At 60.9% G+C, this 24397-nt stretch carries 23 protein-coding genes, 1 tRNA gene and 2 pseudogenes; 6 read left to right on the forward strand and 20 right to left on the reverse strand.

All coding sequences use genetic code 11. The features are described 5' to 3' along the window. The first annotated feature begins 201 nt into the window (after positions 1 to 201). Positions 202 to 1089 carry an aldose 1-epimerase family protein gene (locus LGH82_RS04170; RefSeq protein ID WP_227347413.1) on the forward strand — a complete coding sequence of 296 codons (888 nt, stop codon included), beginning with the start codon at positions 202 to 204 and terminating at the stop codon, positions 1087 to 1089. Between the two features lie 106 nt (positions 1090 to 1195). Here the strand turns inward: LGH82_RS04170 and LGH82_RS04175 are convergent. The 9 genes and pseudogenes from LGH82_RS04175 to LGH82_RS04215 all read right to left on the reverse strand — a co-directional run. Continuing rightward, positions 1196 to 1327: pseudogene (locus LGH82_RS04175) on the reverse strand (TetR family transcriptional regulator); the annotation flags it as partial. Between the two features lie 410 nt (positions 1328 to 1737). Next, positions 1738 to 2208, reverse strand: a complete 471-nt coding sequence (locus LGH82_RS04180) for a YbaK/EbsC family protein (RefSeq protein WP_227347414.1) — start codon at positions 2206 to 2208, stop codon at positions 1738 to 1740. 15 nt (positions 2209 to 2223) lie between these two features. Continuing rightward, positions 2224 to 3042 carry an MBL fold metallo-hydrolase gene (locus LGH82_RS04185; RefSeq protein ID WP_227347415.1) on the reverse strand — a complete coding sequence of 273 codons (819 nt, stop codon included), beginning with the start codon at positions 3040 to 3042 and terminating at the stop codon, positions 2224 to 2226. A gap of 3 nt (positions 3043 to 3045) precedes the next feature. Further along, positions 3046 to 3840, reverse strand: a complete 795-nt coding sequence (locus tag LGH82_RS04190) for a TatD family hydrolase (protein WP_227347416.1) — start codon at positions 3838 to 3840, stop codon at positions 3046 to 3048. Then, positions 3840 to 5393: a methionine--tRNA ligase gene (gene metG / locus LGH82_RS04195; RefSeq protein ID WP_227347417.1), complete on the reverse strand. Its 1554-nt coding sequence runs from the start codon at positions 5391 to 5393 to the stop codon at positions 3840 to 3842. Before metG ends, LGH82_RS04190 begins: the two co-directional genes overlap by 1 nt. A gap of 137 nt (positions 5394 to 5530) precedes the next feature. Then, on the reverse strand, positions 5531 to 6586 hold the full coding sequence (locus tag LGH82_RS04200; RefSeq protein WP_227347418.1) for a DNA polymerase III subunit delta': 1056 nt from the start codon (positions 6584 to 6586) through the stop codon (positions 5531 to 5533). Then, complete coding sequence (gene tmk / locus LGH82_RS04205) at positions 6583 to 7257, reverse strand: dTMP kinase (RefSeq protein WP_227347419.1); 675 nt, start codon at positions 7255 to 7257, stop codon at positions 6583 to 6585. The genes LGH82_RS04200 and tmk overlap by 4 nt, the downstream gene beginning before the upstream one ends. Before the next feature lie 136 nt (positions 7258 to 7393). Then, positions 7394 to 8560, reverse strand: coding sequence for a D-alanyl-D-alanine carboxypeptidase family protein (locus LGH82_RS04210; protein WP_227347420.1), 1167 nt, complete (start codon positions 8558 to 8560; stop codon positions 7394 to 7396). 209 nt (positions 8561 to 8769) lie between these two features. Next, complete coding sequence (locus LGH82_RS04215) at positions 8770 to 9996, reverse strand: septal ring lytic transglycosylase RlpA family protein (protein ID WP_227347421.1); 1227 nt, start codon at positions 9994 to 9996, stop codon at positions 8770 to 8772. Positions 9997 to 10726: 730 nt separating this feature from the next. On the opposite strand from LGH82_RS04215, the gene LGH82_RS04220 reads away from it, so the two are divergent. Then, positions 10727 to 10816, forward strand: a tRNA-Ser gene (locus LGH82_RS04220). A 38-nt stretch (positions 10817 to 10854) separates the two neighbouring features. Here LGH82_RS04220 and LGH82_RS33560 read toward each other — a convergent pair. The 3 genes and pseudogenes from LGH82_RS33560 to LGH82_RS04235 all read right to left on the reverse strand — a co-directional run. Further along, positions 10855 to 11375 (reverse strand): annotated as a pseudogene (locus LGH82_RS33560) (integrase core domain-containing protein); the annotation flags it as partial. Positions 11376 to 11600: 225 nt separating this feature from the next. Further along, positions 11601 to 11978 carry a YbhB/YbcL family Raf kinase inhibitor-like protein gene (locus tag LGH82_RS04230; protein WP_227347423.1) on the reverse strand — a complete coding sequence of 126 codons (378 nt, stop codon included), beginning with the start codon at positions 11976 to 11978 and terminating at the stop codon, positions 11601 to 11603. A 260-nt stretch (positions 11979 to 12238) separates the two neighbouring features. Continuing rightward, positions 12239 to 12955, reverse strand: a complete 717-nt coding sequence (locus LGH82_RS04235) for an SDR family NAD(P)-dependent oxidoreductase (protein ID WP_227347424.1) — start codon at positions 12953 to 12955, stop codon at positions 12239 to 12241. A 131-nt stretch (positions 12956 to 13086) separates the two neighbouring features. Between LGH82_RS04235 and LGH82_RS04240 the strand changes: the two genes are divergently transcribed. Next, positions 13087 to 14022 carry a LysR family transcriptional regulator gene (locus tag LGH82_RS04240; RefSeq protein ID WP_227347425.1) on the forward strand — a complete coding sequence of 312 codons (936 nt, stop codon included), beginning with the start codon at positions 13087 to 13089 and terminating at the stop codon, positions 14020 to 14022. A 108-nt stretch (positions 14023 to 14130) separates the two neighbouring features. Here the strand turns inward: LGH82_RS04240 and LGH82_RS04245 are convergent, their stop codons facing one another. Beyond that, positions 14131 to 14337 (reverse strand): hypothetical protein, encoded by a 207-nt coding sequence (locus LGH82_RS04245; protein WP_227349756.1) that lies wholly within the window; start codon positions 14335 to 14337, stop codon positions 14131 to 14133. Here LGH82_RS04245 and LGH82_RS04250 point away from each other — a divergent pair. From LGH82_RS04250 to rimO, 3 genes are all read left to right on the forward strand, one after another. After that, on the forward strand, positions 14258 to 14665 hold the full coding sequence (locus tag LGH82_RS04250) for a DUF930 domain-containing protein (protein WP_227347426.1): 408 nt from the start codon (positions 14258 to 14260) through the stop codon (positions 14663 to 14665). The genes LGH82_RS04245 and LGH82_RS04250 overlap by 80 nt on opposite strands. 192 nt (positions 14666 to 14857) lie before the next feature. Then, positions 14858 to 15502 (forward strand): TerC family protein, encoded by a 645-nt coding sequence (locus LGH82_RS04255; protein ID WP_227347427.1) that lies wholly within the window; start codon positions 14858 to 14860, stop codon positions 15500 to 15502. A 148-nt stretch (positions 15503 to 15650) separates the two neighbouring features. Beyond that, complete coding sequence (gene rimO, locus LGH82_RS04260) at positions 15651 to 16964, forward strand: 30S ribosomal protein S12 methylthiotransferase RimO (RefSeq protein WP_227347428.1); 1314 nt, start codon at positions 15651 to 15653, stop codon at positions 16962 to 16964. Positions 16965 to 17031: 67 nt separating this feature from the next. On the opposite strand, the gene LGH82_RS04265 is transcribed toward rimO, so the two are convergent. The 7 genes from LGH82_RS04265 to LGH82_RS04295 form a co-directional block, all read right to left on the reverse strand. After that, entirely contained in the window at positions 17032 to 18099 is a 1068-nt protein-coding gene (locus LGH82_RS04265; protein ID WP_227347429.1) for a BMP family ABC transporter substrate-binding protein, read from the reverse strand. Positions 18100 to 18149: 50 nt separating this feature from the next. Beyond that, positions 18150 to 19070 (reverse strand): ABC transporter permease, encoded by a 921-nt coding sequence (locus LGH82_RS04270; protein WP_227347430.1) that lies wholly within the window; start codon positions 19068 to 19070, stop codon positions 18150 to 18152. Next, positions 19070 to 20200 (reverse strand): ABC transporter permease, encoded by a 1131-nt coding sequence (locus tag LGH82_RS04275; protein WP_227347431.1) that lies wholly within the window; start codon positions 20198 to 20200, stop codon positions 19070 to 19072. The genes LGH82_RS04270 and LGH82_RS04275 overlap by 1 nt, the downstream gene beginning before the upstream one ends. After that, a complete protein-coding gene (locus LGH82_RS04280; protein WP_227347432.1) occupies positions 20197 to 21774 on the reverse strand; it encodes an ABC transporter ATP-binding protein in 1578 nt (525 codons plus the stop codon). Before LGH82_RS04280 ends, LGH82_RS04275 begins: the two co-directional genes overlap by 4 nt. Before the next feature lie 195 nt (positions 21775 to 21969). Continuing rightward, a complete protein-coding gene (locus LGH82_RS04285; protein ID WP_227347433.1) occupies positions 21970 to 22947 on the reverse strand; it encodes a quinone oxidoreductase family protein in 978 nt (325 codons plus the stop codon). A gap of 18 nt (positions 22948 to 22965) precedes the next feature. Further along, positions 22966 to 23772: a phosphatidylcholine synthase gene (pcsA, locus tag LGH82_RS04290; protein WP_227347434.1), complete on the reverse strand. Its 807-nt coding sequence runs from the start codon at positions 23770 to 23772 to the stop codon at positions 22966 to 22968. Then, a complete protein-coding gene (locus LGH82_RS04295; protein WP_227347435.1) occupies positions 23769 to 24383 on the reverse strand; it encodes a DUF1326 domain-containing protein in 615 nt (204 codons plus the stop codon). Before LGH82_RS04295 ends, pcsA begins: the two co-directional genes overlap by 4 nt. Positions 24384 to 24397 lie beyond the last annotated feature (14 nt).

Genomic DNA, 24397 nt, shown 5'->3' on the forward strand with positions numbered 1-24397 from the left:
CGTTGGCGCGGCGGAGTGATACGAAAATTGGTCGCCGACCACCAGCAGTTTCAACCGCGCCAAGCTGAAAGTGTGTGAATGCCATTCCATAAGACCGCAGCGCTGGTCCACGAATAGCGGCTGCGCGGCAAGATTTGAACCTGCCGAAGCTTTTGCTACCCTGCCTGTTGCAACGCCAACAGACCGACCGCGCGAGGACATGTGCCACAGGACAGTCAGACGCTTCATGGTGACGGCATCACAGCGACCATAGTCGCGCAGGGCGCGGAGCTTGTTTCCCTGCGAAACGCGGAGGGGCTCGAGTTCTTGTGGCAGGCCGGACCGGAGTGGCGACGCCATTCGCCGGTGTTGTTTCCCATCGTTGGCCGGCTGAAGGACGACCAATTGCGTCATCGCGGCCGAACCTATCCGATGACGCAGCACGGTTTTGCCCGTGACAGGCAGTTTGAATGGGCGGAGAGGGGGCCTCGATCCTGCACGCTGGTTCTCATAGACGATGCCGATTCCCGATCGCACTATCCGTTCGCCTTCCGTCTGGCGATCAACTATTCGGTGGCGGACGGAGAACTTTCCATACGCTTCGAAATCACCAACACCGGCAACGAGACGCTGCCGGCATCGATAGGCGCCCATCCGGCGTTCAATTGGCCGCTGCGGCCGGGTCTCGCCAAGACGGATTACAGGCTGACCTTTGCCGAAGCCGAGCGCGCTCCGATCCGCCGCTTGAGGGACGGCCTGCTGCTGGCAGCACCGCAGCCGACGCCTGTTGATGGCAAGATTCTCGAGCTTTCCGAGCGGCTGTTTGACGACGACGCCGTCATTCTGGATCGTCCAGCAAGCGTTGGCGTGCGCTACGCTGCCGACAGGGGGGCGGCCATCGAGATGTCCTGGCACGGATTTCAGGAACTGGGCATCTGGTCCAAGCCCGGCGGTGCGCCATTCCTTTGCATCGAACCCTGGCACGGCATTGCAAGCCCGGCGGATTTCGACGGCGAATTTACTGAAAAGCCGGGCCTGATGCTGATCGCGCCGGCGGCAGCGCGTGCTCTGGGTTATCAGATCCGCCTGCGGCAGACGCAGCACGGGTGACAGCGCCGACCCCTTTGATAGGCGGCCCCTATTGGGGCGAGACGGAATTCTATCTTAGGGAGAGGCCATCCAGCAGGAAGCCTAGGCCTTTCCGGAAAGCACCATCCTAATCGTCATCCAACAGCAACCGGGAGCGTTCGATTGTCGCGGAGTGTTCGCTGAGCCGTGCAAGACGCTGATGCGCGGCGGCCCTGTCGTCGCCCGAACGGTCGAAACTCGCCCGGGTGATGGTGGCGCCAGGGCAGGAAGAAGTCCCTGCCGTTGGGGCCGGCGCCGGGACGGCTCGTTGGCGCGCAGCCGGTTGACCACCAGCGTCGCGTAGCGCATGGGCGCGAGGATGGCGGTCTCGGGAAGGTCGCTCACGCGAACGGGAAGGTCTCCCAGCGATAGGCCCAGGCCTTGTCGCCGCACTGGTTAGCCGAAGAACGTGATGGGAGGAGTTTGGACGCCATCAATGAACCAGGTCGAAAGTCTTCATCAGGATGCGTTCCTTCCATTACATACAAAAGTCGCATAAGATAGATTATGGAACTGATCGGTATGGCGGTAGGTCGAAATTCTGTAGAAATGTCAGCAGCTTGATCATGACAGCGTTGCGGCCGGTATCATCGGAAGCCACCACGACTCAGCGCATCTAAGCGCCATCCCTCAGGCCGCCAGGTCCGCTACCACAGCCTTCGCGGCGTTGATCATCGCATACGGCTCGGCGGCAAACACCGCATCATGAGCACCGGCGGCAGCCCAGATGCGATCGAAGCCCAGCAGGACTTCATCGGCGAATGCCGGTATCACGATCAGGTGCCCGATGGGCGCGACGCCGCCAATGGCAAAGCCGGTCTCGTCGCGGATTTGTCTTGGGTCGGCGCGCTTGAGCGGCTCATTGGTCAATGCCGCGGCCTTGGCTAGATCAAGCTGATTGCTGCCGGACACCAGGAACAGAAACAGCTTTCCGCTGCTTTCTCCCTGGAAAATCAAGGATTTGACGATCTGCGCCACCGTGCAGCCGCATTGCGCGGCGGCTTCCTCGGCCGTGCGCGTCGAGGCGCCCATGCGCCTGATCTCGATGTCGAGCCCTGCATCAGCCGCCGCCTTGGTCACACGATCAATGCTGCCAGCCATGAAGAACAATTCCCATCACATTGATTCAAAAGGAATTTCAATAATCAAGCCGTCAAAAGCCGGCTCGACGTTGGCCGGCGTCTCGGCCATGACCGTGGCATAGTCGAGCGGCACATGCATATGCGTCAGAACGGAATGTCTGGGCGCCAGCCGTTCGATCCAGCCAAGCGCCTGGTCTAGCGACAAATGACTTGGATGCGTCTTGTACTGCAGCGCGTCGATAACCAGCACGTCCAGGTCTTTCAGCCGCTCGGCGGTAGTCTCCGGGAAGTCGCTGATGTCCGGACAGTAGGCCAGTCCGCCAATGCGAAAGCCCAGCGATATGATATCGCCGTGGATCTGTGGCAGCGGCTCGAGGGTGAGGGCACCCCCCTCTCCTTCAATGGTCACCGGCCTGCCATGGTCGATGAGATGCGGCTTGACGATGGGCGGATAGGAACTGCCTTGCGGTGTCTCGAAGCAATATCCGAACGCTTCCCGCAACCTGAGCATGGTGGCTTGGTCGGCATGAACGTTGATCCGCTCGCGCTGGTCGAGCACGAAGCCGCGCAAATCGTCGATGCCGTGGATATGGTCGGCATGTGGATGGGTGTAGACAACACCGTCGATGCGCCTGACAGACGCCAGCAGCATCTGTTCGCGAAAGTCAGGACCGGTGTCGACAACGACCGTGGTCCTGGCACCATTTTCCGCTATCCGCTCGACGAGAGCCGCGGTGCGCATACGCCGGTTCCTGGGATTGGCCGGATCGCAATTGCCCCAGTCGCCGGTGATGCGCGGCGTGCCCGGCGATGAGCCGCAGCCGAGAATGGTGAGGCGCAGCCGGTCGGTCATGCTTCAGGCGCCCCGTACGTCCGGGCGCGGCATCTTCCGGAACAGGCGGAAGAAATTGTCCGTCGTGGCGGCTGCGATCTCCGTCTCGCTGATACCGATGGTTTCCGCCAGCACCTTGGCCGTATGCGCGACATAGGCCGGCTCGTTGCGCTTGCCGCGAAACGGGATCGGCGCGAGGTATGGCGCGTCGGTTTCCACCAGCAGGCGGTCATGCGGCACATCGGCGGCAATGGCGCGCAACTCGGTCGAATTCTTGAAGGTCAGGATGCCTGAGAAGGAAATGTAGCCGCCAAGCGCGACACCCACTTCGGCCAATCCGCGTCCCGAGGAAAAACAGTGCAGGATGAAGGGGAAGGCGCCCTTCCCTGTTTCTTCCGTGAGCATATTAGCCATGTCGTCATCGGCATCGCGCGAATGAATGACCAGCGGCAGCCCGGTCTCACGCGCGGCGGCGATATGGGTGCGAAAGCCCTGCGCTTGCGCATCGCGCGGCGCTTTATCGTAGAAATAGTCGAGCCCAGCCTCGCCGATCGCCACCACCTTCGGATGGGCGGACAGGCGCACGAGATCGTCCTTTGTCACATCCAGCTCTTCGGCGGCATTGTGCGGATGGGTGCCGACCGAACAATAGACTTCGTCGAAAGTCTCCGCGATTTCAACGATTTGCTGAAAACGCTTCACCCGCGTCGAGATCGTCACCATGCGGCCGACCCCGGTAGCTTTGGCGCGAGCGACAATGGCCGCCCGCTCCTCGGCGAAATCTGGAAAATCCAGATGGCAGTGGCTGTCGACAAGCATCAGGCGTTCGCGTCCGGCTGTTCGACGTAGCGCGGAAACACGCCTTCCGGCACAGGCAACGCAGCGCCGGGAACCAGCGCATTGTCCGCGTGGACATGCACGAAATCACGGTTGTCCACCGGCACCGCCAGCAGGTCCAGCAGCTTCCTGGCCGATCCCGGAATGAAGGGCTGGCACAGCAGCGCCACGCGCCGGACGACTTCGGCGGTCGTCCACAGCACGGTCTCCATCCGCGCCGGGTCAGTCTTCTTCAGTGCCCATGGCTCCTGCGAAGCGAAGTAGCGATCGGCTTCCGCCACGACGTTGAAGATCGTCGCAAGCGCCAGATGGATGCCCTGCTCAGCCATTGCCTTGCGCGCGGTGGCAAGAGCGGCCACCGCCTGATCCAGGATCGCCTTGTCGGCCTCCGTCAGGTCGCCGCGCTTCGGCACCATGCCGCCGCAGTTCTTGGCGATCATCGACAGCGAGCGCTGCGCCAGATTGCCGAGGCCGTTGGCAAGATCGGCGTTCGTGCGGTTGACGATCGCTTCATGGCTGTAGCTGCCGTCCTGACCAAACGGCACCTCGCGCAGGAAGAAATAGCGCACCTGGTCTACGCCATAATGCTCGACCATGGTGAACGGGTCGATGACGTTGCCGACCGACTTCGACATCTTCTCACCGCGATTGAACAGGAAGCCATGGCCAAAGACGCGCTTCGGCAACGGGATTCCCGCTGACATCAGGAAGGCCGGCCAGTAGACCGCGTGAAAGCGAACAATGTCCTTGCCGATAATATGTGCATCCGCTGGCCAGCAGCGCCATTTGTCAGCATTTTCATCGGGATAGCCGACAGCAGTGATGTAGTTAGTCAATGCATCGACCCACACATACATCACATGCTTGTCGTCGCCTGGCACCGGCACGCCCCAGTCAAAGGTGGTGCGCGAGATTGACAGGTCCTTGAGGCCGGACTTGACGAAGCTCGTCACCTCATTGCGGCGTTCGGCAGGGCCAATGAAGTCGGGCTGGTTTTCATAGAGTGCCATCAGGCGGTCCTGATAGGCCGACAGCCGGAAGAAATAGCTCTCTTCCTCGACCCATTCGACCGGCGTGCCCTGAGGGCCGTAGCAGACATCGTCGGCGCGAACCTCGGTCTCCTCCTCGCCATAATAGGCTTCGTCGCGCACCGAGTACCAGCCGGCATAGCCGCCCTTGTAGATGTCGCCATTGGCGGCCATCGCCTTCCAGATCGCCTGGGACGACGCATAGTGCCGCTCTTCAGTCGTGCGGATGAAGTCGTCGTTGGAGGCATTCAGAGCCGTCGCCATGCGCTTGAAGTCGGCTGAATTGCGGTCGGCAAGTTCGCGCGGCGAGATGCCGTCCCGCTTCGCGGTCTGCAGCATCTTGATGCCGTGCTCGTCGGTACCGGTGAGGAAGAACACGTCCTTGCCGTCGTGGCGCTGGAAGCGGGCGAGCGCGTCGGTCGCGATCAACTCATAGGCGTGGCCGATATGCGGCTTGCCGTTCGGATAGGAGATCGCGGTCGTGATGTAGAATGTGTCGCGTGACATGAATGAACCGTCATGAATGTCTGAATGTCAGTTGTGGCGGTGGATATCGCATCGGGACGGCGATTGCCATCCCGAGGCCAATGCATGACGACCAAAAGTGGCCCGGTTTTGGGGCAACGGCATGCATAACGGGGCCATCACATTCGCATTGCAGAATTCAGGCGGTCGATCATGATCAGGGCGTGCTGCTTCTTGTCGAGATTGTAGGTTTCGGTTTCAGATACAGCGTCCAGCGCCTCATGCCAGGTATCCGACAGCGTTTTCGCACGCGCAAGATCGCCGGCCAATGCGGCCTGACTTGCCGCGCCCGACAGCAGGTCCAGTGCCCGCCGGTTGAAGATGTCGAACTGTATGGCCTGGTCGCGGCCAGCCACAGCTTCCGCCAGGCGATAGGCTCCGGCGACATCGCTTTTCCTGGCGCTCACCAGGGCATCCAGGGTGCTGGCGATTTCGATCCCGCCATATTGCGTCAAAAGGATCGCCGTGCGCGCGCTGCCCCCTGCCCGTTCGGCCAATGCCGCGCGCGCGGCCGGATCCTCTGGCGGTGGCGGCTCGACGGTCGCCAGCACGGTCATGAGATCGTCGGCATCGAGCGGCGACACACGCACCATCTGGCAGCGCGACCGGATGGTTGGCAACAGGCTGCCCGGCGCGTGCACAATCAGGATGAACAGGGTTCGCGGCGGCGGCTCCTCGAGGTTCTTCAGCAAGGCATTGGCGGCATTGGTATTCATGTCATCGGCGGGGTCGACGATCACCACCCGGTAGCTGCCGTCGTGTGAAGTCATCGACAGGAAGCGGTTGACCCTCCGGATTTCATCGACGGTGACGACGGTCTTGAAGCTTTTGGTCTTGTCGTTCGCCGGTCGGGTCAGATGCAGCACCGACGGGTGTGCCCCGGTCGCAATCTGGCGAAACAGCGAGGATGACGGGTCCGGGACCGCGAAGATTGGTGGCGCGTGTTCGAAGGCCGGATATTTCAGCAGATGATGCGCCAGATGAAAAGCGAGTGTCGCCTTGCCGATGCCGACCGGCCCGGCGAAGATCAACGCGTGCGGCAGCTTTCCGGAGCGATAGGCGGCGGCGAGCATGTTGGCGGTTTGCAGGTGTCCGACCAGACGGGGCGTTTCCGACGGCTCCGGCACGCCGTCCAGCGTGTCATGCTGTTCCGGTGCGATGCGTTCGAAAATCATGCGGGCGTGGCCTGCTTGTGGTTGGACGGCGTCCTGGTCTCCAGCGCCGCGAACACAGCGGCGGTGACGACATTCTCGACCGTGTCGGGATCAGCGGACGCGTCGATCACAATGCAGCGCTCCGGTTCGGCGGCGGCGATCGCCAGGAAGGCATCGCGCCGTCGCTGATGGATGGCCAGGGTTTCCTTCTCGAAACGGTCGGCGGCCGCTTCCGTGCCGCGCCGCACCGTTGCCCGCCGCAGCCCCTCTGTCGGGTCGATGTCGAAGATCAGCGTCATGTCCGGCACCATGCCGTTGACCGCGACTTTTTCAAGCGCTTCCATGAACGCCGGGTCGATGTCGCCGGTGACGCCCTGGTAGACGCGCGAAGAGTCCATGAAGCGGTCGCAAAGCACGATCGAGCCGCGCTCGACCGCCGGGCGAATAACCTGCTCGACATGGTCGGAGCGTGCGGCCGCAAAAAGCAGCGCCTCCATCTTGGGGCCGAACGGTTCGGCCGCACCGGAAAGCAGCACATGCCTGACGGCCTCGGCGCCGGGCGATCCTCCCGGTTCACGCGTGACGACGACATCGTACTTCTTGGCGCGCATCTTCCTGGCCAACCGCTCGATCTGCGTCGACTTGCCTGCTCCTTCGCCGCCTTCGAAGGTGATGAAAAATCCGCTCGACAAACGAAAAGCCTTTATCCACGCTTGCGGTGAACGTAACGCATGAGCCCGAAAATCGGAATCGGTTTTGCGTGCGCAACGTGTCCTGATGGTTGCGACCTAATAGTCCGGGCCCGGTAAAAGGTCCACGCCGTTGGCGCTACCGCAGCCAGCCGACGGCCAGTTCCTTGACGGCATCAAGCGCGCGTTGCGGTAGCGTGCCCATGCCGACCGGCTCGGCCGCGAACAACGGCGTTTCCTGGCTTAGTGTATCACCGATCCAGACACGCAGCGCGCCCACCGCTTGCCCCTCCTCCACCGGCGCGGTCACCGGGCCGTCGTAGACGATCCTGGCCGTCAGCTTGTCGCGGTTGGTGATAGGCAGGAATATGTTGACAGGCCCCTTCGCCTTCAAGGTCACTCCGGACTTCACGCCACCGAAAACCTGGGCCACGCCGACCACTTCGTCCTTGGCGAAAATCTCGGTCTTTTCGAAGGAGCGAGCGCCCCAGTCGAGCAATTTCCGTGCTTCCTCGGCGCGCTCACGATCGCTGGCCAGTCCACTCATCGCCGCGATGACCCGCGAACCATTGTGGCTGACGGAAGCCACGATGCCGAAACCGCCGGCTTCGCTCGTGCCGACCGCCAGGCCGTCAGCGCCGATATCCATGGCCAGAAGCGGATTGCGGTTCCGTTGGGAGATCTTGTTCCAGGTAAAATCCTTCTCGCCGAAATAGGCATAGAGATCCGGGTACTCCCGCTGGATGTGCAGGGCCAGTTGCGCGAGTTCGCGCACCGTCGTCTGCTGCCCATCCGCCGGCAGGCCGGTCGAATTGACGAAGGTCGATTTTTGCAGGCCGATCTGGCGCGCGCGCTCCGTCATCTGCGCCGCGAAATTCTCTTCCGATCCGGCCATGCCTTCGGCGAGGATCATGCAGCCATCATTGGCTGCCTGGACGGTAACCCCGCGGATCAGATCCTCGACCCGGATCGAGGATTTGAGTTTCGCAAACATCGTCGATGTTCCGGAGGGAGCGCCGCCTTTGCGCCATGCGTTCTCGCTGACCACGAATGTGTCGTCGAGTGTCATGCGCTTGGACTTGATGGCGTTGAAAACCACTTCCATCGTCATCAGCTTGGCCATCGATGCCGGCGGAAAGGGCTTGTCCGCATCCTTGGCAAACAGCACCGTTCCGGTCTCGGCGTCGATCATGAAGGCCTGTGCGGCTTTGGTTTCGAAAAGTTGTGCGCTGACTGGTGCCAACGAGAGCAGCAGAAGACCAAACCCCAAAAAACCGACCAAAGGCGCCGAAAAGCGAAATTTCATGAAGTCGACCCGTTTGCCGGTATTTAATGCATGTCGCCCAAAAGTGCCCTCGGTTTTGGGAGAACGACATGCATAAAAACGAAAGACCCAAAGCGCGTCGCATGAATCCGTCTCGTCGAGACGTGCTTTAGCTGGGCAAAGCTATCAGGCTTTTTCCCGGCGGATCAACCGCAGGACGCAAATACCGCGAGACTTTCGGTTTGTCGGGATCAGTTGCGCACAACGAGTGCGTCAGGCGCACCATGCGACCATGCCGCCTGCAGCATTTCGTCCAGGCTACGGTGGCCGTCCGGATAGAGATTGACGGAATACCAGTCCTCGCCGTCGAGTTCGGAACGCTGGATTTCGGTCTTGCCGAATTCGGATAGCCGGGCCGCAACGCGTTTTGCCTCGGCGGCATTCTCGAAAGACCCAGCAGCGACGTAGTCGGTGACCGCGCCGGCTGACGGGGCTTGGCGCTTCCACGATTGCAGGATGTCGGCTGGTGACATGCCAGTCCCACCCAGCGAGGCAAAAACATCCGAGGCGCGATGCACGCGCTCGTCCGCGTAAGACAGGGAGGCCAGGGCAAACGGCGATTGCGCCGGCAGGCCGAATTCCGGGCGTTCCGGCACGATGGGGCCAAAATCGGGCAGTGCGAGATCGCCGATGGCTGGCGCCTGTGCCGCCATGGCAGGTTGCTGCGGAGCGGAATTCGTCAACTGACCAGGAAACGGTACGGCCGCGGCGCCTACCGGCATGCTCGGAGACGGTCCGTTCATGGCCACCATCACGCCGGTGGGCAACCCGTCCGAAGGATCCGGAATCCTGTTTCCGGGGTGGTAGGACGCCATCAGGTACTGGTCGTCATCGCCATCGAGCGGCGCGCGGCCGACATATTCCACCTTCACCTCGGCGGTGCCGATATTGGCATAGTCAAGCATCTGCGCGGCGCGCTCGGACACATCGATGATGCGGCCTTCGTGGTAGGGACCGCGATCGTTAACGCGAACGATGACCGAACTGCCCGTCTTCAGATTGGTCACGCGTGCATAGCTCGGCAGCGGCATGGTCGGATGCGCCGCCGTCAGATGCGTCATGTCATAGACTTCGCCATTGGCGGTGAGCCGGCCGTGAAAGGCATCACCGTACCAGGATGCCAGGCCGACCTTCTTGTAGTTCTTCTCTTCCTTGGGATAATACCACTTGCCGCGAACCTGATAGGGCTTGCCAAGCTGGTCACGCCCGCCGCCGCGCAGTCCTGCCATCCTGGAGGCGACGCGCGGGCTGGCCTTCACGCCATATTCGGATTCGGAAAAGTATTCCTTGGAGCGTTGTCTCTTGTCGATCATTGCCTTCGGCTGCGGTGTCCCGCAGGCCGCCAGCATGGCTGTCGACACGACGAACAACGCGACAGCGGAAGCACGGCGAAGACGCGGGCGCGCCGTAGTCTGCATATTCCGATTGTCCCCTACAGTCTCGACAGAGACATCGCTCCTTGAACATCATCAGGGCCGAAGCACTCACTCAACAAATGCCCAACGACGCCTGAACCCCTATCCTTTGTGCGCAGGAATTGTTTATCAGCCTATTAACCGATTGTGTCCGGAACCGGGCAAGATTATGGCGCGCCGTCACGCCCCCGACCCAATTGAAAAGTAATGGTTTTTCGGCCGCCGGGGTCAAGAGCGGCAGCCGCCCACTCGCTGCAAGCCGTCTAAACTAACCATCCGCCGCCGCCGACATGCTCCGGTCTCGTCGCTTGCTACCGTGAACGCCGCACGCGTCTGCCGCCAGCACCGAGCGCAAACAACATCCGGCATTCCAATGGAACGGGCCGATAACGATCGTCACCGGCCCGAGCCTTGGTCAGTCTGAAGTCTCGTTGGCGCCATGACTCTATCAAGGTGGCGGCAGCGACGGGTTCGACTGCGCCGTCACCAAAGACAATCTCTCACGTTTTGTCAGAACTGGCTTTTCGTAGACTTTCTTCATGGATTCCCCCGAAAAGAACGCACGCGACGGGTTGGGCAGCACAACGCTGCGTTGTCAACCGCAAGTTTGTACGGATGGTGCTGGTTGACAGGCCTTTGCCGAGCACACTAGAGCAGTGACGCGCGACCGATCTCGACGTGCGGGATTGCCCGCAGGCGGTCTGGGCGGGCACTCGTGATTGAAAGATCACCAGGAGGAATGGCCGAGCGGTTTAAGGCACCGGTCTTGAAAACCGGCGTGGGTGCAAGCTCACCGTGGGTTCGAATCCCACTTCCTCCACCAAACAATGAAAGGTCCGTTCCGGACACATGGGTTACGATTTATATCGGAGACATGGGTAACACTTTTGGCCCGAAAGGGTTTTGGTTCGAGCCTGCATGTCTCATCGTCAAAGTATCCCAAGTCATAGTCCATGAAGCTAGCCAGCCAGATATGGTCCTCTGCCTGTTTGATGCCGACGGCCTGGCCGGCAAAGCCGAGGCTGCGATTGATCTTCTTGCGGTCGAAGCAGATGCGTCCGCATGTGGTGACGGTGACGGCCTTTTCGTGAAAACGGATAATCGAGGTCAGGCAGGCCAGTATAGGGGCGCGGTGAAGGCGTGTAGCACTTGGCCGGGCGGTGCATGTCGAGCGCCTGGTGCGGTCGCTCATTGTTGAAGCAGTCGATGAAGTCGTCGAACTTGGCCTGCTGCTGAAGGAAGTGGGCTGCGGCTGGTTTGGTGGTCCCCAGCTTCAAGGTGAGGTGAGGTGCATGCGCTCATGGCGCCCGTTTTTGCTGCGGGCAGCCCGGCTTGATGCGCTCGATATCGATGCCCAGTCGCAGCCACCAGACCGACAGACGGCCATCTTCTCGCCGTCCAGCAGCCGGGCGATGAACTTCAGCCGCTCTTCCACGGCGTTACACTCCTTCCAAGGCACCTTGCTCTGCTTGCAAAGGGCCGAAAATGTAACTCATCTATCCGGAATGAACTGTCACCCATCTCTCGGGAAGAGTGTCTGCTGTAATGGTAATACTGACTTGAATATATTGGCCGCCCCGTGGCGATCGAGGCGACCGACACTCAGTTCATTTTGAGGAAAACGGCTGGGAAGCTGAACCGCTGCCTAGAACTTTTCCTGACGCATCTACCGCCTTCACCGTGATGTTGTAGAAATGAGTTCCACTATCCGGACATGGCCCCTTGTACCGAAACGCGCCGTACGACAAAGACGTTTGTCCTTTGTAAGCAACCGTCCCAACGCCATGCTCATAGGCCGAACTGCTGTCAATCATCCCTATTTCAAGCTTTGCCGTTCCTTTAGGTACGCCCGACAGCGTTATTGGTGGCGACTTCGGATCAAAACACTTTTTTGTAGGGCCCCATTGAAACGAAACACCCATGCCCGAGGCGGAGGCTCCCGACGCCACCAAGGCAAGCCCAATAGCAAGCAACAGTCTTTTCATAACTTCCCTGACAGGCTAGGCGGAGGGAATTGCCCCTACCCGAGACACCAAGCCGCAGAAAAAAGACTAAACGATTCTTCTGGAATTCCGTATATCGTTTGGACCTCCACTTGGCTTCCGAAGATTGCTACTGGCCCGATTAGCCGGGTATTTCGTGGGGCACTTTGTTACAGCTACCTCAAGAATATCGCTGAAAAACAAATGGATAGCGCTATCTATTTGGCTGTCACCTCTAGATCGGCAATGCTGAAATCACCGCTTCACCACGGGACGGTTCGACCGAGATAGTCGAGATATTCCAGTCCGGGCGTTCCCTGCTTCGAAAGAAGGACGTTCACCAGGCTCGGCACGCTTTCCTCGATACTCAGCCGTCCATCCGGTCCCCCCAGTTCGGTGCGGACCCAACCGGGGGCCATTGTGATCATGGCACGAGATGTCCCGGAATGGCGAGCCGCGAAGCTGCGCATGAACATGTTCAAGGCCGCCTTGCTGCCCCGGTACACCTCACGCTGCCCGGTCTCATTATTGGCAATGCTGCCTTGCCCGGATGACATCACGCCAATCAGGCCCGTCGTAGGCACATATTGCCCCAGGCTCTCGATGACCCGCATAGGGCTCAGCGCGTTTGTGACCATGACACTTACGAACTCGTCGGTTGTCACATCCGCGATCGTTTCAGCCGGGTTGTTGGTCACCCCGGCGTTGACGAAAAGCATCTCGAACACCCTGCCCGACAGACGGTCACGCAACGCCGCGACCTGATCCGGTTCGCTGATGTCCAAGATCTCGATTTCGACCCGGCCGTCATATTCGTCCGCCAGATCGTGGAGCAACGTTCGGCTTCCGCCGCCTCGGACCGTGCCGACGACGTTCCATCCCTTCTTCAGGAATTCGGCGGCCATCGCATGGCCGAGACCGCGCGATGCGCCGATGAGAAGGATGGTACTGGCAGTGGCACTCAAAACGACCTTGGGCATGGACAATGTTCCTCGTTGGTCAGGTCATCGCAAACATAAGCGGTTCCGCGACAGGCGCCAGACGCATCAAAATCAAGATATGGTTGCATCAAACGCTGTGTCGAAGGAAGCAGATGAGATAGGCTCGATCCATGAACGACGCGGATGTGGATCTGAACCTTCTTGTTGCGCTGGACATACTGCTGGCCGAAGGCAGTGTGACAGGCGCGGCCCGCCGCCTTGGTCTGAGTACCTCCGCGATGAGCCGGACGCTGACGCGACTTCGGTCGGCGACAGGCGACCCGCTGCTGGTGCGGGCTGGGCGCGGGCTTGTGCCGACACCGCGCGCTGCCGAGCTGCGCGATCGCGTCCATGAGCTTAGCCGGGATGTGCGAGCGGTTTTGCGGCCGCAGATCAATGATGTCGACATGGCCGGACACGAATCGACATTCGTCATTCGCGCCAGTGAGGCGTTCATGGAGTTCCTTTCTGGCCGTGTCGTTGCCGCTGTATCGCAAGCCGCGCCGCGCGTCCGCCTGCGTTTTGTGTCCAAGCCCGACAAGGATGCGCGTCCGCTTCGGGAAGGCCTCATCGATCTTGAGATCGGCTTGCTTGGAACGTCCGCGCCGGAGATACGCACCCAGTTCCTGTTCCATGACAAATATGTCGGCGTCGTCCGGATCGGGCATCCGCTTCTGGCAGGCACGGGCGTTACGCCGGAACGATATGCCGCCTGCAAACATGTCGTGGCGTCACGGGAAGGGAATGTCACGGAGCCGATCGATGACGCCCTTGAGAAGCTTGGCCTGAGACGGACGATAATGGTTGTCGTGCCTGGTTTCCCCGATGCGATGCGGATCGCGCGCCAATCGGATCTGGTCGCGCTCGTGCCGCGCTCCTGTCTTGGCAACAGCATGGTGAATGACGACCCCGCCATGTCCAACCTTGGGAGCTTCGAACTCCCGCTTCCCATGCCTGAGTTCAAGATATCGGCGATGTGGCATCCTCGCATGGACGCCGACCCGGCACATCGCTGGCTGCGCGACACCGTGATGTCGGTTTGCCGGGCGGCGTATCCACGGCGATGAACTTCCGTGGCATCGAAGGCGGGCCACTGCACCCACAGGGTGCCGTTGCGTGGAAGAGGTCTGTGATCGAGGCCGCTGACGGTTTTGTGTACATTCGGACCCGGTTGATTAGACAGTTCTGCAATCCGTTGAAATAGAAAGGGCTTTACGATTGGCCTGCGCTGGTTGTCCGCTCGTTTTCTTGTAGAAGGCCATATCCTTCAAAACAGCCCTTGGTTGATTTTTCCGACAAAATATGCTGCTTCTTCCGCCCATGAAAAAGCTCTTCATTGCTGCGCTGGCATCCGCGACATTGGCCTGGCCGGCGAACGCCATGGACAGCGCACTGCGCGCCGGCTTGCTGAAACTCGACCCGCAGACGCGCCTCGAGCAGCGATGTGATGCCGAAGTCCTCGACCGGATCACTCATGACGATCACAAGTTCAAGGCGGACAGGGTCGTCGCCTATGCGTTTGCGACGCCGGAAATGGGCACCGATGCGATCAGAAGCCCAGGTGCTGCCTTTCGCAGCAAGGGGCAATGGTATCGCCTGAAATTCAAATGCCAGACGGCTCCCGACCATATGGAAATCTTGAACCTTCGCTATCGCATCGGCGACGAGATTCCAGAAACCGACTGGTCGAAATACAATCTCTACAATTAGGTCCTCCAGTTAGATTGTCCTCGACACGTCGACTTGCGATCGTGTTGGCCTGCAATTGTTCAGAATCCTGTTTTGCAACCGAGATAAGGTTACAGCGTTAAGGCAGTCTCTTGACGCGTGGCAATCATACACGTTAGGGCGTCGGTCTACCGGACGCGGACAATCGGCGAACAAGCAAGGGGCTTCCAGTCGATGGAAATTTTCACCGCCGCAGGCATATCGGCCCTGCTCCAGGTCATCGCCATCGATCTCGTGCTTGCCGGCGACAATGCCATCGTCATCGGTCTTGCCGCCGCTGGGCTGCCGGCCGAGCAGCGCAAGAAAGCGATCCTGATCGGCGTCCTGGCGGCGACGGTGCTGCGCATCTGTTTTGCGGCAGTCACCGTCAAACTTCTTGCCATCGTCGGCCTGCTGCTGGCCGGCGGCATCCTGCTTCTGTGGGTCTGCTGGAAGATGTACCGCGAGCTGCGCACATCCCATGCCGATGAACTGGAGGCGACCGAGGCGCTGTCGAATTCTGGTGCTGCCAGCGAAAAGGGTCCGCGCAAGACATTGGGGCAGGCAGCGTTGCAGATCGTCGTGGCCGACGTGTCGATGTCGCTCGACAATGTGCTGGCGGTGGCGGGCGCCGCGCGCGACCATTTCACGGTGTTGATCATAGGCCTCGTGCTTTCAATTGCCTTGATGGGGCTCGCGGCGACTTTTATCGCCAAGCTGCTGCACCGTCATCGCTGGATCGCCTATGTCGGCCTGTTGATCATCCTCTACGTCGCCGTGGACATGGTCTATCGCGGTGCGATGGAAGTGTGGCCGCACGTCAACAACGCGGTCAGTTGAGGCCGCCGGCCTGCATTTCGCAGTCAGGAAATGCCGGTTTGGCAAAGGGCAATCGCGGTACGTTTTGCCGCATTGAGGGCGTGCCCATACCAATGCCGCAATAAGTGTGGTACTGCGCCGCCAATCCTGAAAAGCCCGGAAACCCTATATGTCCGCTCCTCGCGTGAGTTTTGTCAGTCTTGGATGCCCGAAAGCCCTTGTGGATTCGGAGCGCATCATCACGCGCCTGCGCGCCGAAGGCTATGAGATCGCCCGTAAGCATGACGGTGCCGATCTCGTCGTCGTCAACACTTGCGGCTTCCTCGATTCGGCTCGCGACGAGTCGCTCAACGCCATCGGCTCCGCCCTTTCGGAGAATGGCAGGGTCATCGTCACCGGCTGTCTTGGCGCCGAGCCCGACGTCATCCGCGAAAGACACCCCAACGTTCTCGCCATCACTGGCCCGCAGGCCTATGAAAGCGTGATGGCCGCGGTGCATGAGGCGGCTCCGCCGAGCCACGATCCCTATATCGATCTCCTGCCACCGCAGGGCGTCAAGCTCACGCCGCGCCACTATGCCTATCTCAAGATTTCGGAAGGCTGCAACAACCGCTGCACTTTCTGTATCATTCCGGCGTTGCGTGGCGACCTCGTCTCGCGCCCCGCCGCCGACGTCCTGCGCGAGGCCGAGAAACTGGCCAAGGCCGGCGTCAAGGAACTCCTGGTCATTTCCCAGGACACCAGCGCCTATGGCATCGACATCAAGTATCAGACCAGCATGTTCGGCGACCGCGAGGTGCGTGCCAAATTCCTCGATCTTTCGGAGGAATTGGGCAAGCTCGGCATCTGGGTGCGCATGCACTATGTCTACCCCTACCCGCATGTCGCCGATGTCATCCCGCTGATGGCCGAGGGAAAGATCCTCCCCTATCTGGACATCCCGTTCCAGCATGCCTCCCCGCAGGTGCTGAAGAACATGCGGCGCCCGGCGCACGGCGAAAAGACGCTCGAGCGTATTCGCGGCTGGCGCGACGTGTGCCCTGATCTCGCCATCCGCTCGACCTTCATCGTCGGCTTCCCCGGCGAAACCGACGATGATTTCGAAATGCTGCTCGATTGGCTGGACGAAGCCAGGATCGACCGCGCCGGCTGCTTCAAGTACGAGCCCGTCAGGGGCGCCCGCTCCAACGATCTCGGCCTCGAACAGGTGCCGCAGGAGATCAAGGAGGCGCGCTGGCATCGCTTCATGCAGCGCCAGCAGAAGATCTCGGCGACACAGCTTGCCAAGAAGGTTGGCAAGCGCCTGCCCGTTCTCATCGACGAGGCGAATGGCATCTCGGCAAAAGGCCGCACGAAATACGACGCGCCGGAAATAGACGGTTCGGTCCATATCCAGTCACGCCGCCCGCTGCGCCAAGGCGACATCGTCACCGTCAAGATCGACCGCGCCGACGCCTACGACCTCTACGGTTCGGCGGTCTGAGCCCATCTTTCGTGGCGAATGAGAAGGGCGCCTCGCGGCGCCCTTCCCTTTTGTATTCCTGCGCTGCCTACTGCGGCAGCTTGTCGTCGACGCCCTTGACGTAGAAATTCATGCCGAGCAGCGTGCCGTCATCAGCGACTTGGCCGTCCTTCAGCCAGGGCGTGCCGTCCTGCTTGTCGATCGGCCCGGTGAAGGGGTTCCAGCCGCCGGCGATCTTCTTCTCTGTTGCCTCGGCCATCGCCTTCACGTCGTCGGGCATGTTGGTGTAGGGGGCGAGCTTGACCGCGCCGTCCTTGATGCCGAGCCAGACATTGTCCGGCTTCCAGGTGCCGTCGATGGCCGCCTGGACCCGGCTGATGTAGTAGGGGCCCCATTCATCGGTGAGTGAGGTCAGCTGCGAGTTCGGCGCGAACTTGATCATGTCGGAAGACTGGCCAAAGCCGTGCAGCTTGCGCTCTTCGGCCACCTGCAGGGCAGCGGTCGAATCGGTGTGCTGGACAATGATGTCGGCGCCCTGGTCGAACAGCGCCTTGGCGGCGTCGGCTTCCTTGCCTGGATCGAACCACGAGTTCACCCAGACGATCTTGGCCTTGAAGTTCGGATTGATCGAATGCGCGCCGAGCATGAACGAGTTGATGCCCATCACCACTTCGGGGATCGGGAAGGAGACGATGTAGCCGGCGACACCCGACTTCGATTCCTTGGCCGCGATCTGGCCCAGTACGTAGCGGCCTTCATAGAAACGCGCATTGTAGATGCCGAGGTTATCGCCCGTCTTGTAGCCAGTCGCGTGCTCGAACATCACCTTGGGAAACTTCTTGGCGACCTTCACTTCCGCGTCCATGAAGCCGAACGACGTCCCGAAGATGATCTTGCAGCCTTCGCGCGCCAGGCGCTCGAACGCACGGTCGGCATCGGGGCCTTCGGAGACGTTCTCCAGATAGGCGGTCTCGACCTTGTCGCCGAGCGCCTTCTCGACTTCCAGGCGGCCCTGGTCATGCTGGTAGGAATAGCCGAAATCGCCGATCGGGCCAGTATAGACCCAGCAGGCCTTCAGTTTGTCCGCGGCCTCGGCGGTCGCCGCCAGCGAGAGTGCGGCCGTCGTGGTCATCAACGCAATAAGCAGTTTTTTCATCGTGTTACCTCTCTGTGTTAAGCCTTGGAGCTTCCCGTTTGTTTTTATTGTCAACGATCTGGAACGAATGGCTGCCCCAAGGAAGCCGGCGTGTTCATCATCGTAAGACGCTTGTTGCGCGAGATTAGAACAAGAACGACGACGGTTGCCAGATAGGGCAGTGAAGAAAGCAGTTGTGAAGGCACCGGAATGCCAAAAGCCTGTGCATGAAGCTGGCCGATCCACACCGCGCCAAAGATGTAGGCGCCGGCCAGCACCCGCCACGGTCGCCATGAGGCGAACACGACCAGCGCCAGCGCGATCCAGCCGCGCCCGGCGCTCATGTTCTCCACCCATTGCGGCGTGTAGACCAGCGACAGATGGCCCCCCGCGAGACCGGCACAGGCGCCACCGAAGATCACCGCGAGATAGCGGTAGCGGATGACATGGATGCCAAGCGCATGAGCGGAGGTATGGCTGTCGCCGATCGAGCGCAGTGTCAGCCCGGTACGCGTCTTGAACAGGAACCACATGACGGCGGCGGTGAGCGCGATCGAGATGTAGAAGATCGGGTCCTGGCCGAACAGCAGCTTGCCGACCACCGGAATCTCGGTCAGGCCCGGAATGTAGAGATTGGGAAGTCTTTCGCCTGGCTGGCCGACGAAGCTTGTCCCCATCATGCCCGAGAGGCCAAGACCGAGCAGCGTCAGCGACAGGCCGGTCGCCACCTGATTGGTGGCCAGCGACAGCGTCATGACGGCAAACAGCAGCGAGAACAGAGCGCCCATGACAATTGCGGCCAGCAGGCCGAGCCAGGGCGACCCGGTCAGATAGCCGGCGCCGAAACCGCCGACCGCGCCCATGATCATCATGCCCTCGACGCCGAGATTGAGCACGCCGGAGCGCTCGACCACCAGTTCGCCGATCGCCGCGATCAGCAGCGGTGTTGCGGCAGTGGCGATTGTCAAAAGTATGTTTACGGCGATATCCATCAGCGTGCTTCCTTCAACTTTGGCGCGGCTTCGAGTTTCGCCGCGCCTCCCGGTTTGGTCAGCGCCAGGCCGATCAGGCGAATGCGGTAGTGAATGAGCGTGTCGCAGCCGAGCACGAAGAACAGCAGCATGCCCTGGAACACACGCCCCACCTTGTCGGAGATGCCGAGCGCGCTTTGCACCGCTTCGCCACCAAGATAGGTCAGCGCCAGCACCAGGCCGGCCGCGATGATGCCGAGAGGATTGAGCCGGCCGAGGAACGCCACGATAATGGCGGTGAAGCCATACCCGGGCGAGATCACGGGTTGCAATTGGCCGATGGCGCCGGAGACTTCAGAGATGCCGGCGAGCCCGGCCAGCGCACCCGACAGCAGAAAGGCGAAAAAGACCATGCGGTTGAGGCCGAAGCCGGCGAAGCGCCCTGCCCGGGGGCTTGAGCCGAGAACGCGCACCTCGAACCCCTTCAACATGCGGCTCATCAGGATCCAGACCAGCACCGCGGCGACCAGCGCGAAGACGAACCCCCAGTTGGCCCGGCCGGCGTCGGGCATCAGCTCGGGCAATGTGGCCGAGTCGCTGAACTGGATCGTCTGCGGAAAGCCATGGCCTTGCGGGTCACGCCACGGGCCACGCACCAACCAGTCGAGAAAGAGCTGCGCGACATAGACCAGCATCAGGCTGGTCAGGATCTCGTTGGTGCCGAAGCGCGTTTTCAGAAAGGCCGGAATCGCCGCATAGGCGGCACCGCCGACCATGCCCAACAGAAGCATCATCGGCAGCACCAACGGGCCCTCGAACTGCGGAAACAGTACCGGAATGGCCGAGCCAAAGATGGCGCCAAAGACGAACTGGCCTTCGGCGCCGATGTTCCAGATGTTGGCCTTGTAGCAGACCGACAGGCCGACAGCGATCAGGATGAGCGGCGCTGCCTTGATCGCCAGTTCATGCAACTGCCAGACTTGGCTGATCGGCTCGATGAAGTAGATATGGAAGGCGGTCAACGGATTGACGCCGAGCAGCGCGAACATGATGGCGCCGGCAATGATCGTCAGCGCGAAAGCGATGAAAGGCGACAGCGCCGAGAACAGAACGGAGCGTTGCGGGCGTTTGACGAGTTCGAGGCGCATCATGCCGTCTCCATTGTATGTTCGACGTGGCCGGGTTCGGCGCCGCCCATCAGCAGGCCAACCTTCTCGAAGGTCGCCTCGGCGATCGGCATCGGCGTGGACAACTCGCCATTGTGCATGACCGCGATTGCGTCGGATATCTCGAACAACTCGTCGAGGTCCTGGCTGATGACCAGCACCGCCGATCCGCTGCGAGATAATTCAATGAGCGCCTGGCGGATATGGGCGGCGGCTCCTGCATCGACGCCCCAGGTCGGCTGATTGACCACCATGACGCTCGGCCGGCGATCAAGCTCGCGACCGACGATGAATTTCTGCAGATTGCCGCCCGAAAGTGCCGCGGCTTCGGGGTCCGGAGCGCTCTTTCGCACATCCATCGCTTCAATGATGCGTTGAGAGGCGGCATAGATGGCACCACTCTTGACCACGCCGCCTGCGCCGACAAAAGCCTTGCCGTCGGTTGCATGGCGCGACAGCAGCAGGTTTTCCGAGAGCTTCATGCGCGGCGCGGCACCATGGCCGAGACGCTCTTCGGGCACGAAGGCGGCACCCAGCAACCGGCGTCCGGTAATGGTGAGCCCGCCCGCGTCCTCGCCGCGGATGCGCACCGAAGCGGCATCCTGCTGCGAGACTTCGCCGGAAACGGATTCAAAAAATTCGCCCTGGCCGTTGCCGGCGACACCTGCAATGCCGATCACCTCGCCGGCGCGGACGTTCAGGTTGATATTTTTGAGGGCGATCGAGAACGGCGTCGCCGGTTTGCGGCTGAGCGAGCGGATTTCGAGCAGCGGCTGCGCGGTTTCGATCCCCTCTACCGGCGCGCGCACCACGGCCTGCACCTCGTTGCCGACCATCATGCGGGCCAATGACGACGCGGTTTCCTCACGCGGGTTGCAGTGGCCGACCACCTTGCCGTGACGCAGCACAGTGGCCCGGTCGCAGATGCGCTTCACCTCTTCCAGCCGGTGCGAGATGTAGAGGATGGATTTGCCTTCCGCCCGCAGTCGCTCCAGCGTCTCGAACAGCTTGTCGGCTTCCTGCGGGGTCAGCACGGAGGTCGGTTCGTCCAGGATGATGAGCTGCGGCGTCTGCAGCAGGCAGCGGATGATCTCGATGCGCTGACGCTCGCCGACCGACAGGTCGCCGACCAGCGATTCCGGATCGAGCGGCAGGCCATAACTGAAGGAAAGCGCCCTCGCCTTCGCCGCGATGCTGCTGATCGGCGAGCCGTCGTCCAGCGACAGCGCGATATTCTCGGCCGCGGTCAGCGCCTCGAACAGCGAGAAATGCTGGAACACCATGCCGATGCCGAGTTTCTTCGCCACGCCGGGGCTGGTGATCCTGACCGCCTGGCCGTTCCAGAAAATCTCGCCGGAATTGGGCTCCAGCGAACCGAACAGCATTTTGACAAGCGTCGACTTGCCCGCGCCGTTCTCGCCGAGCAGAGCGTGGATTTCACCTTTTGCGATGTTGAGATCGATATGGTCGCACGCCGTCAGCGTGCCGAATATCTTGGTAAGGCCACGAACCTCAAGCAGGTTCGCGCCATCATGATCTGCACTCACAGTGCCTCCCATCTGGTTTGCCAGATATGTTCTGTGTTCCCGCAAGCATGGTATGCGCGGCCTGCTCTTGTCGGAAAGCGGCACGCGCCTTGAAAGAGCTTCAAGAAACTCAAGGGGTAAAGTGACCCGGATAAAACGCCAATTCGCTTGGCTTTTCAACCAACGAACGCTTGCCACGACAGAGCAGCAAAGGAACCGTGACGCTTCCTAGGGAACAAGAATGGTTGTTCCCGTCGTCCGGCGCCCCTCAAGGTCGGAATGCGCCTTGCCGGCGTCCTTGAGCGCATAGCGCTGGTTGATCCTGATCTTGACCGCACCGCTGAGCACGACGTCGAACAGCGCGGCGGCGGAGGCATCAAGGTCCTCGCGTTTTGCATTGTAGACGAACAGTGTTGGCCTTGTGGCGAACAACGAGCCCTTCTGTGCCAGCAATGACATGCTGAACGGCGGGATCGGTCCCGAGGACTGGCCGAAGCTGACGAACATGCCGAGCGGCTTGAGGCAGTCGAGCGAGGCCGGGAATGTGTCGTTGCCGACTGAATCATAGACGACGTCACACCTCCTTCCGCCGGTAATCGCGGCGACGCCAGCGACGAAATCCTGCTCCTTGTAGTTGATGACGTGATCGAAGCCATGCATCTTCGCCAGTTCGATCTTGTCGGTCGAACTCGCGGTGCCGATGACGGTCGCGCCGAGATGTTTCGCCCATTGGCCAAGGATCAGCCCGACCCCGCCGGCAGCGGCGTGGTAGAGGATCGTGTCTCCGGCCCTCACCTTGAACGTGCGGCGCAGCAGGTATTCCGCCGTCATGCCCTTAAGCATCATGGCCGCCGCTTGCTCGTCGCTGATGCCGTCGGGCACTTTCACGACATGGCTGGCGTCGATCAGGCGTTGCTCCGCATAGGCACCAGTCGCGACGGCGTAGGCGATGCGGTCGCCAGGCTTCAGCCAGTCGACGCCTTGGCCGACTTCCACCACCACCCCAGCCGCTTCGCTGCCGGGCGTGAGCGGAAAGCCGCCCGGCGGCGGATAGTGCCCGGAGCGATAATAGACGTCGATGAAGTTGAGGCCGATCGCGGTATGTCTGACCAGGATCTGACCCGCGCCTGGATGACCCGACGCGACGTCCTCATAGTTGAGAACTTCCGGGCCGCCATTGGCGTGGATACGGATCGCTTTGGACATTGAAAGGCTTTCTTGGGATCAGGTTTTCTTGGCGCCGAGATTTGGAAAGAACTGCATGATGCCACCGATGCAGGCTAGGTAAAGCCCGGTGATGGTGATGCCGATCTTGGTGAAATCGCTGACTTGCTCGCCCAGCACGCCGATCTGGTCATAGAAGGCGGCAAGAGCGGCCTGCGCGAGCGCTAGCGCGCCGAACGCGCACCACAGCAGCGTCATGGAAAGGTTTATCCGCCGCAGCCGCACCACGCGCACCGGATGGATGAAGTTGATCGGCAGGAAGGTCAGGATGCCGGCAGCCACCACGACGCCGAACGACACCCATTGGCCCGGCTCGATGACGAACAGCGTGAAAACCACCATGTTCCAGACCACCGGAAATCCCTTGAAGAAATTCTCCTTCGTCTTCATGCCGGTGTCGGCGTAGTAGATCGCGCTCGAAACGACGATGATCGCCGCCGACAGGAACGACAGACCCTCGCCCATGAAACCGCGCTGATAGAGCGCGAAAGCCGGTATGAGGACATAGGTCACGTAGTCGATGATGTTGTCGAGGAGTTCACCCGACCATGTCGGCAGGATTTCCTTGACCTCGAGCTTTCTGGCGATCGGCCCGTCAATGCCGTCAACGAACAGCGCCAATCCCAGCCACCAGAACATGGCCGTCCAGCGTTGTTCGCTGGCCGCCACAAGCGACAGGAATGCCAGGAAGGAACCGGACGCCGTCAGTAGGTGGACCGAAAACGCCCGCGCTTGCGGCCATGTCACCTTCTTCTTCGGCCTTGGGATGCGGTCGGCGATTTTTTTGGCCGTCGTTTTCTTGGTCACGGGCCCCGCCAGTCCAATTTGCAGATTTCGGCCGAGCGGCCGGCAAAATTCCAGTTGCGGCCGAAAGCCCGCATCTTGCTCTTGTCGGATCGGGCGACGATGATTTCCGGCGCAATCCAGTATTCCGAATTGCTGATGACGGTATCCTTGTCGCGGTCCTTGCCGGGGATCGGCGTTACCGCCCCGTCGATGATCTTCGGTATCTGAAAGATACGCGTCTTGTCACGCGTCTCATAGGTGATCGGCACCTGTTCGACGCCAAGGAATTTTCCGATCAGGATGGAGAGCAGTGAGGTGGTTCCACCGGCCTTGCCGGTAAAGATCTTGGTCAGCGCTTTCACGGCATATATCGAGGCACGCTCGTCGATGAACAGGCCAGCCGTCCAGTTGCCACGGCTCATATAGCCGGGAATTTCCATGACAAGCCCAAGATTGAGGCCGGAGAGGTCGACCTCGCCGAAATGGCCGGCATCGATGCGGAAACCCGCCCAGGTCTGGCAATAGCCTTCCGTCGGCGGATGGTTGCCAAGCGACAGCACGCAAGGGCAAAAAACCGTGCAATTGCAGGAGAGTACGAGCTCCCCTTTCATTGCCCAGCTCTGGTCTGTCATTGAATCCCCCTTAG

The sequence above is a fragment of the Mesorhizobium sp. PAMC28654 genome (assembly GCF_020616515.1).
Lineage (GTDB): Bacteria > Pseudomonadota > Alphaproteobacteria > Rhizobiales > Rhizobiaceae > Mesorhizobium.